Origin of the sequence: Streptomyces sp. MP131-18 (genome assembly GCF_001984575.1) — a bacterium.
GTDB lineage: Bacteria > Actinomycetota > Actinomycetes > Streptomycetales > Streptomycetaceae > Streptomyces > Streptomyces johnsoniae.
In genome coordinates this window covers 1,913,247-1,919,568 of sequence record NZ_LZNS01000001.1, presented here as the reverse complement: position 1 = coordinate 1,919,568, position 6,322 = coordinate 1,913,247, and the positions used below count along the sequence as shown (strand labels likewise).

Below are 6,322 nucleotides of genomic sequence, written 5' to 3'. Positions count from 1 at the left end.
GCGAGCGGAGCTCCAAGGGACCCTGCTCAACTAGCAGACGACTTGTGCGGATTGGGGCCGCGCACCATAAGGTGCCGACATGGTGAGGCACTGAACGCGGTCGCCGCGGATAGCAAAGGCAGTCGGAGGAGGAACTGTGGCAACGCCCCCAGGCGGACCTTACGGCAATGAGTACCCGCCGCAGCCACGCAGCGGGCGCTTCAACTTCCCTTCGGCGCCAAGCGGCGGACACCAGCGGCCCGTACCGGAGCCGCAGGCGGCGCCCCCGCCGCGGCCGGGCCCGGAGCCCGAGGCTCGGCGCACACCTCCCCCCGGCGCCGGCCGCCCGCCCTCAGGAGGCAACGGACCCGGCCTGCCCGAGCGCGACGAGTGGAGCCCGCAGCCGCCGCCGCAGGCGCGGCAGCCGGGTCGCCCCCGGCGCCCGGGAGAAGGCGAAGCCCCGCAGCCGCTGGTGCGCCCGTATGCGATGACCGGCGGCAGGACCCGGCCGCGCTACCAGCTGGCGATCGAGGCGCTGGTGAGCACGACCGCGGAGCCGGCGCAGCTGCACGGCCAGCTGCCCGAGCACCAGCGGATCTGCCAGCTGTGCTACGAGGTCAAGTCCGTCGCCGAAGTGTCCGCACTGCTTGCCATCCCGCTGGGGGTGGCGCGGATTCTGGTGGCCGATCTCGCCGAGGCCGGGCTCGTCGCCATTCATCAGCCGGGCCACGACACGGAGCCCGGCGGCCAGCCAGATGTGACGTTGCTCGAAAGGGTGCTCAGTGGACTTCGCAAGCTCTAACGACGCCGGTCTCACCGCGCCGTCCCGCTCCACGACCTCCGCGAAGATCGTGATTGCGGGGGGGTTCGGCGTGGGGAAGACCACGTTCGTGGGGTCGGTGTCGGAGATCAACCCGCTGCGGACGGAGGCGGTGATGACGTCGGCGTCGGCGGGGATCGACGATCTGACGCACACGGCGGGCAAGACCACCACGACGGTGGCGATGGACTTCGGCCGTATCACGCTGGATCAGGATCTGATTCTGTACTTGTTCGGCACCCCGGGGCAGGACCGTTTCTGGTTCATGTGGGACGACCTCGTCCGTGGCGCGATCGGGGCGATCGTGCTGGTGGACACGCGGCGGCTGGCGGACTGTTTCCCGGCGGTCGACTACTTCGAGAACAGCGGACTGCCGTTCGTGATCGCGCTGAACGGCTTCGACGGCCATCAGCCGTACTCGCCCGAAGAGGTGCGCGAGGCACTCCAGATCGGCCCCGACGCGCCGATCATCACCACGGACGCCCGCCACCGCACGGAAGCCAAGAGCGGACTGATCACCCTCGTCGAACACGCGCTGATGGCACGCCTGCGCTGACCCCGCGCCGCCGCGGCCTCCCGGACCCGCCGTCCGGGGGGCCGGCCGCCGGACGCGGTGGTTAGTCTTGGCGCCGTGCGCATCGCCAGATTCTCCATTGACGGAACGGTCGGGTTCGGCGTGGTGGAGGCCGACCGGGACCAAGGCGGGGAGCCGGTCCTCGACATCATCAAGGGCCATCCGTTCGCCGCGTTCGAGCGGTCGGGCCGACGGGTGCCCCTGAGCAAGGTCAGGCTGCTGCCGCCCGTGCTGCCCAGCAAGGTCGTGGCCGTCGCCCGCAACTACCGGGAGCATGCGGCCGAGCTGGGCAACGCCGTTCCGGACGTGCCGGTGACCTTCTTCAAACCCTCCACGTCGGTCGTCGGCCACGGCGACCCGGTCGCCTACCCCAGGATCTCCTCCGACGTCCACCACGAGGCGGAGCTGGCCGTCGTCATCGGCAGGCTGTGCCGTGACGTGCCGCGCGAGCGCGCCAGGGACGTGATCCTCGGCTACACCTGTGCCAACGACCTCACCGCCCGCGACGTGCAGCGGCGGGAGGGCCAGTGGGCGCGTGCCAAGGGCTTCGACCACTCCTGCCCGCTCGGTCCGTGGATCGAGACGGACCTCGACCCGGCCGACCTCGCGATCATGTGCACCGTGAACGGCGAGCAGCGGCAGCTCGGCCGCACCAGCGAGATGGTGCGCACCGTCGAGGATCTGATCGTGCACGTCACCGAGTCGATGACCCTGCTGCCGCAGGACGTCATCCTCACCGGCACCCCGGCGGGCGTCGGCCCGCTCCACGTCGGCGACGAGGTCGCCGTCACCATCGAAGGCATCGGCACTCTCACCAACAAGGTTGTCAAGCGTGACTGAAGTTCGCGTCCGTTTCTGCCCCTCCCCGACCGGCAATCCGCACGTCGGCCTGGTCCGCACCGCCCTGTTCAACTGGGCGTTCGCGCGGCACCACGGCGGCACGCTGGTGCTGCGCATCGAGGACACCGACGCGTCGCGGGACTCCGAGGAGTCCTACGAGGCGCTGCTCGACTCCCTGCGCTGGCTCGGCCTCGACTGGGACGAGGGCCCGGAGGTCGGCGGCCCGCACGGGCCGTACCGGCAGTCCCTCCGGATGGACGTGTACGCGGACGTCGCCGAACGGCTGCTCGCCGCCGGCCACGCCTACCGCTGCTACTGCTCCGCGGAGGAGCTCGAGGCCCGCCGGGAGGCCGCGCGGAAGGCCGGCCGCCCCTCGGGCTACGACGGGGCCTGCCGGTCCCTCACGGCCGAACAGGTCGCCGCCCACGTGGCGGAGGGCCGCAGCCCGATCGTCCGCTTCCGGATGCCCGACGAGCCGATCACGTTCACCGATCTGGTCCGCGGCACGCTGACGTTCACCCCGGAGAACGTGCCGGACTACGGCATTGTCCGCGCCAACGGGGCGCCGCTGTACACCCTCGTGAACCCGGTGGACGACGCGCTGATGGGCGTGACGCACGTGCTGCGCGGCGAGGACCTGCTGTCCTCCACTCCGCGGCAGATCGCGCTGTACCGGGCGCTGGCGGACATCGGCGTCGGGCCGGGCGGCGTGCCCGCGTTCGGGCATCTGCCGTACGTCATGGGCGAGGGCAACAAGAAGCTCTCCAAACGCGACCCGCAGTCCTCGCTCAACCTCTACCGGGACCGCGGCTTCCTGCCCGGCGGTCTGCTCAACTACCTGGCGCTGCTCGGCTGGTCGCTCGCCGAGGACCGGGACGTCTTCACCCTCCAGGAGATGGTCGCCGCGTTCGACATCGATGCGGTGAACGCCAACCCGGCGCGCTTCGACCTGAAGAAGGCCGAGGCGATCAACGCCACGCATATCCGCGAGCACCTGACCGTCGAGGAGTTCACGGCGGCCTGCGAGCCGTGGCTGCGCGCCCCGCACGCCCCCTGGAAGCCTGAGAACTTCGACCCGGCGGCGTTCGCGGCGCTCGCGCCGCTTGCCCAGACCCGCGTCACGGTGCTGTCGGACATCACCGACAATGTCGACTTCCTGTTCCTCGGTGAGCCGGTCCGCGACGAGCAGTCGTGGAACAAGGCGATGAAGCCGGGCGCCGAGGCCGTGCTCGCGACGGCGCGGGCGCGTCTGGCGGCGGCCGGAGAGTGGGCAGCGGAGGCGCTCAAGGCCGCCGTGACCGCGGCGGGGGAGGAGCACGGGCTGAAACTCGGCAAGGCCCAGGCCCCGGTCCGGGTCGCGGTGACGGGCCGCACGGTGGGGCTGCCGCTCTTCGAATCGCTGGAAACGCTGGGCCGCGAGCGCACCCTGGCGCGCATCGACGATGCCCTGGCCCGCCTCTCCGGCTGAGGCGCCGCGCGGCCGGGGGCGGATCTCGTTTTGGGGCACCGTTCTCGATCGGGTATTGTTTGGCGCGTCGCGAGGGCAGGACGCAAGTCCGGGTCACCGAGCGGCCACCCGAGCAATACCCCCGCGTGGGGTTGCGTTTTGGTGGGGTATGGTGTAATTGGCAGCACGACTGATTCTGGTTCAGTTAGTCTAGGTTCGAGTCCTGGTACCCCAGCGGTCTTTCAGAAGATCTAGCCCCCGTTGTGTAGCGGCCTAGCACGCTGCCCTCTCAAGGCAGTAGCGCCGGTTCGAATCCGGTCGGGGGTACTGGTCCGGGACTCCGGGCCTGAGCAAGCCCCCGTTGTGTAGCGGCCTAGCACGCTGCCCTCTCAAGGCAGTAGCGCCGGTTCGAATCCGGTCGGGGGTACTCGGTCACTCGTGATCCTCAGCGGCCCTCCGCCTCGTGCGGGGGGTCGTCGTTCGTTTCCGGTCCGCTGCCGAAGCGGCGGCCCGCTTCCCGAGCCTGGGCCAGCCGTCGCAGGGCGAGCAGCACCGGCTCGTACAGCACCGTGAGGGCAACGGCCGCCTCCAGCTGGGTGGTCGGGGCGTCGAGCTCCTCGATCACCGCGAGCTCGTGCTCGGCGATGGCCGCGGCCGCCCGGCCGTAGGGCAGCACATGCGCGGTGCCGCAGGGGTAGTCGAGGCGGCCGAGCGCGGCGAGGGCGGAGACGAGCATGCCATGCGCGGGATTCTCCGGGTGGTGGCCCCAGCCCAGCAGGCGCAGCACCTCCGCGGCCGTGTGCTCCGCGGTGGCGGTCGCCGGGTCCGCGGGGGCCGGGGCGGGGCCGTGGGGGAGGGAGCCGACGGCCGCGCCCAGCCGGTCGACCTGGCCGGCCGTTTCGTCCTCCACCGCGGTGAGCACCTCCCGCGCGGTGGCCACCGGCACCCGGCCGACCTGGACGAGCGCCCTGACCAGGCGCAGCCTGCGCAGGTGCTCCTCGTCGTACTCGGCCTGGGTCGCGGTGACCCGCCGGCCGGGCGGCAGCAGCCCTTCCCGCAGGTAGTACTTGATCGTCGCGGTCGAGACACCGCTGCGTTCGCTCAGCTCGGCCAGTCGCACGTTCCGAATGCCCCTTGCGCTTTGGGTGGGAGAGTGGCACTATCCAATCATGGATAGTGAAGCTATCCAACGACGGTCGGCGGCGGTCGGCGACCGCCGGCGAGGGTCCGGGCAAGGGTCGAGCGAGAGCGGAGTGAGGTGCGGGATGACGGGCAAGATCGCCGAAGGGCGCATGACGGCGGCTGCCGAAGGGGACGTCACGGTCTTCCTGATCGGCATGCGGATCAACAATTTCCGGGCGCTGCGGAGCTGGTGGCCGGTCTTCATGGCGATGCCGCCCATGCTCAGGGAGCTGTCCCGGGACGAGGAGAGCGGACTGCTCGGCTTCCGTATGCTGCGCGGGGGCCTGCGGGACGTCACCATCGTGCAGTACTGGTCGTCCCACGAGAAGCTGCTGGCGTACGCGTCCGCGCCGGACAAGGCGCATCAGCCGGCCTGGAGCGCTTTCAACCGCAGGCTGCGGGCCGGGCGCGGCAAGGTCGGTTTCTGGCACGAGACCTATCTGGTCCCGGCGGGGTCCTACGAGTCGGTCTATGTGAACATGCCGTCGTTCGGCCTGGGGGCGGCCACCGGCGTCATACCGGTGGGGCGCCGGGGCAACCGGGCGGCCGAGCGGCTGGCCCGCTGAGGCGCCTTCGGCGTCCGAGGCGGGTGCCGGAAGGCGGGCCGGGTCAGCCGTTGCGCTTCAGTGCGTCGGTGAGGCGGCCCGCCGCGTCCAGCAGCGCCTGGGCGTGCATGCGGCCCGGGTGGCGGGTCAGCCGCTCGATCGGCCCGGACACGGAGACGGCGGCGACCACGCGGTTGGACGGGCCGCGCACCGGGGCGGAGACGGAGGCGACGCCCGGCTCCCGTTCGCCGATCGACTGCGCCCAGCCGCGGCGCCGCACACCGGAGAGCGCGGTGGCGGTGAAGCGGGCTCCCTGGAGGCCGTGGTGCAGCCGCTCCGGCTCCTCCCAGGCCAGCAGGATCTGGGCGGCGGAGCCGGCCTTCATCGGCAGGGTGGAGCCCACGGGCACGGTGTCCCGCAGCCCGGAGAGCCGCTCGGCCGCGGCCACGCAGATCCGCATGTCGCCCTGCCGCCGGTACAGCTGGGCGCTCTCCCCGGTCACGTCGCGCAGTTGCGTCAGCACGGGCCCGGCCGCGGCGAGCAGCCGGTCCTCGCCGGCCGCGGCGGCCAGCTCGGCCAGGCGCGGGCCGAGCACGAAGCGGCCCTGCATGTCCCGGGCCAGCAGCCGGTGATACTCGAGAGCCACGGCCATGCGGTGCGCGGTGGGTCTGGCCAGCCCGGTGGCCCCGACCAGCCCGGCCAGCGTGGCTGGTCCGGACTCCAGGGCTCCCAGTACCAGGGCCGCCTTGTCGAGTACGCCCACGCCGCTGGAGTCGCCGCTAGAGTTGTCCATGCAACGATATTCGCGTCTCACAGTGTGAAACGCAAGCTCAATTTTCGTGGGGACGCGTCAGGCTGGTGCCCGCGGCCCGTGTCACGGCCGGGCCGCACACCGTCCGGTGCGAGGGGAACGGACGGCGGCCATCAGACCAGCT

7 protein-coding genes and 3 tRNA genes are annotated in these 6,322 nt (G+C 71.6%); 8 read left to right on the top strand and 2 right to left on the bottom strand.

The genetic code is table 11. From position 1 onward, the window contains the following. The first annotated feature begins 136 nt into the window (after nucleotides 1-136). The 7 genes from STBA_RS08360 (at nucleotide 137) to STBA_RS08330 (ending at nucleotide 4,087) form a co-directional block, all read left to right on the top strand. Nucleotides 137-781 carry a DUF742 domain-containing protein gene (locus tag STBA_RS08360; protein ID WP_077058636.1) on the top strand — a complete coding sequence of 215 codons (645 nt, stop codon included), beginning with the start codon at nucleotides 137-139 and terminating at the stop codon, nucleotides 779-781. After that, entirely contained in the window at nucleotides 762-1,355 is a 594-nt protein-coding gene (locus STBA_RS08355; protein WP_077058635.1) for an ATP/GTP-binding protein, read from the top strand. The genes STBA_RS08360 and STBA_RS08355 overlap by 20 nt, the downstream gene beginning before the upstream one ends. A 75-nt stretch (nucleotides 1,356-1,430) precedes the next feature. After that, on the top strand, nucleotides 1,431-2,213 hold the full coding sequence (locus STBA_RS08350; RefSeq protein WP_077058634.1) for a fumarylacetoacetate hydrolase family protein: 783 nt from the start codon (nucleotides 1,431-1,433) through the stop codon (nucleotides 2,211-2,213). Next, nucleotides 2,197-3,681 carry a glutamate--tRNA ligase gene (gltX, locus tag STBA_RS08345; RefSeq protein WP_077058633.1) on the top strand — a complete coding sequence of 495 codons (1,485 nt, stop codon included), beginning with the start codon at nucleotides 2,197-2,199 and terminating at the stop codon, nucleotides 3,679-3,681. The genes STBA_RS08350 and gltX overlap by 17 nt, the downstream gene beginning before the upstream one ends. Before the next feature lie 142 nt (nucleotides 3,682-3,823). Further along, a tRNA-Gln gene (locus STBA_RS08340) sits at nucleotides 3,824-3,895 on the top strand. 19 nt (nucleotides 3,896-3,914) lie between these two features. After that, nucleotides 3,915-3,987, top strand: a tRNA-Glu gene (locus STBA_RS08335). Nucleotides 3,988-4,014: 27 nt separating this feature from the next. Further along, nucleotides 4,015-4,087 (top strand) — tRNA-Glu (locus STBA_RS08330). Nucleotides 4,088-4,105: 18 nt separating this feature from the next. Here STBA_RS08330 and STBA_RS08325 read toward each other — a convergent pair. Then, nucleotides 4,106-4,780, bottom strand: coding sequence for a MerR family transcriptional regulator (locus STBA_RS08325; protein ID WP_077058632.1), 675 nt, complete (start codon nucleotides 4,778-4,780; stop codon nucleotides 4,106-4,108). Between the two features lie 145 nt (nucleotides 4,781-4,925). On the opposite strand from STBA_RS08325, the gene STBA_RS08320 reads away from it, so the two are divergent. Further along, nucleotides 4,926-5,408, top strand: a complete 483-nt coding sequence (locus STBA_RS08320) for a DUF4188 domain-containing protein (RefSeq protein WP_171987673.1) — start codon at nucleotides 4,926-4,928, stop codon at nucleotides 5,406-5,408. A 43-nt stretch (nucleotides 5,409-5,451) separates the two neighbouring features. Here the strand turns inward: STBA_RS08320 and STBA_RS08315 are convergent, their stop codons facing one another. Next, nucleotides 5,452-6,180 (bottom strand): IclR family transcriptional regulator, encoded by a 729-nt coding sequence (locus STBA_RS08315; RefSeq protein ID WP_077058631.1) that lies wholly within the window; start codon nucleotides 6,178-6,180, stop codon nucleotides 5,452-5,454. Between the last annotated feature and the right edge of the window lie 142 nt (nucleotides 6,181-6,322).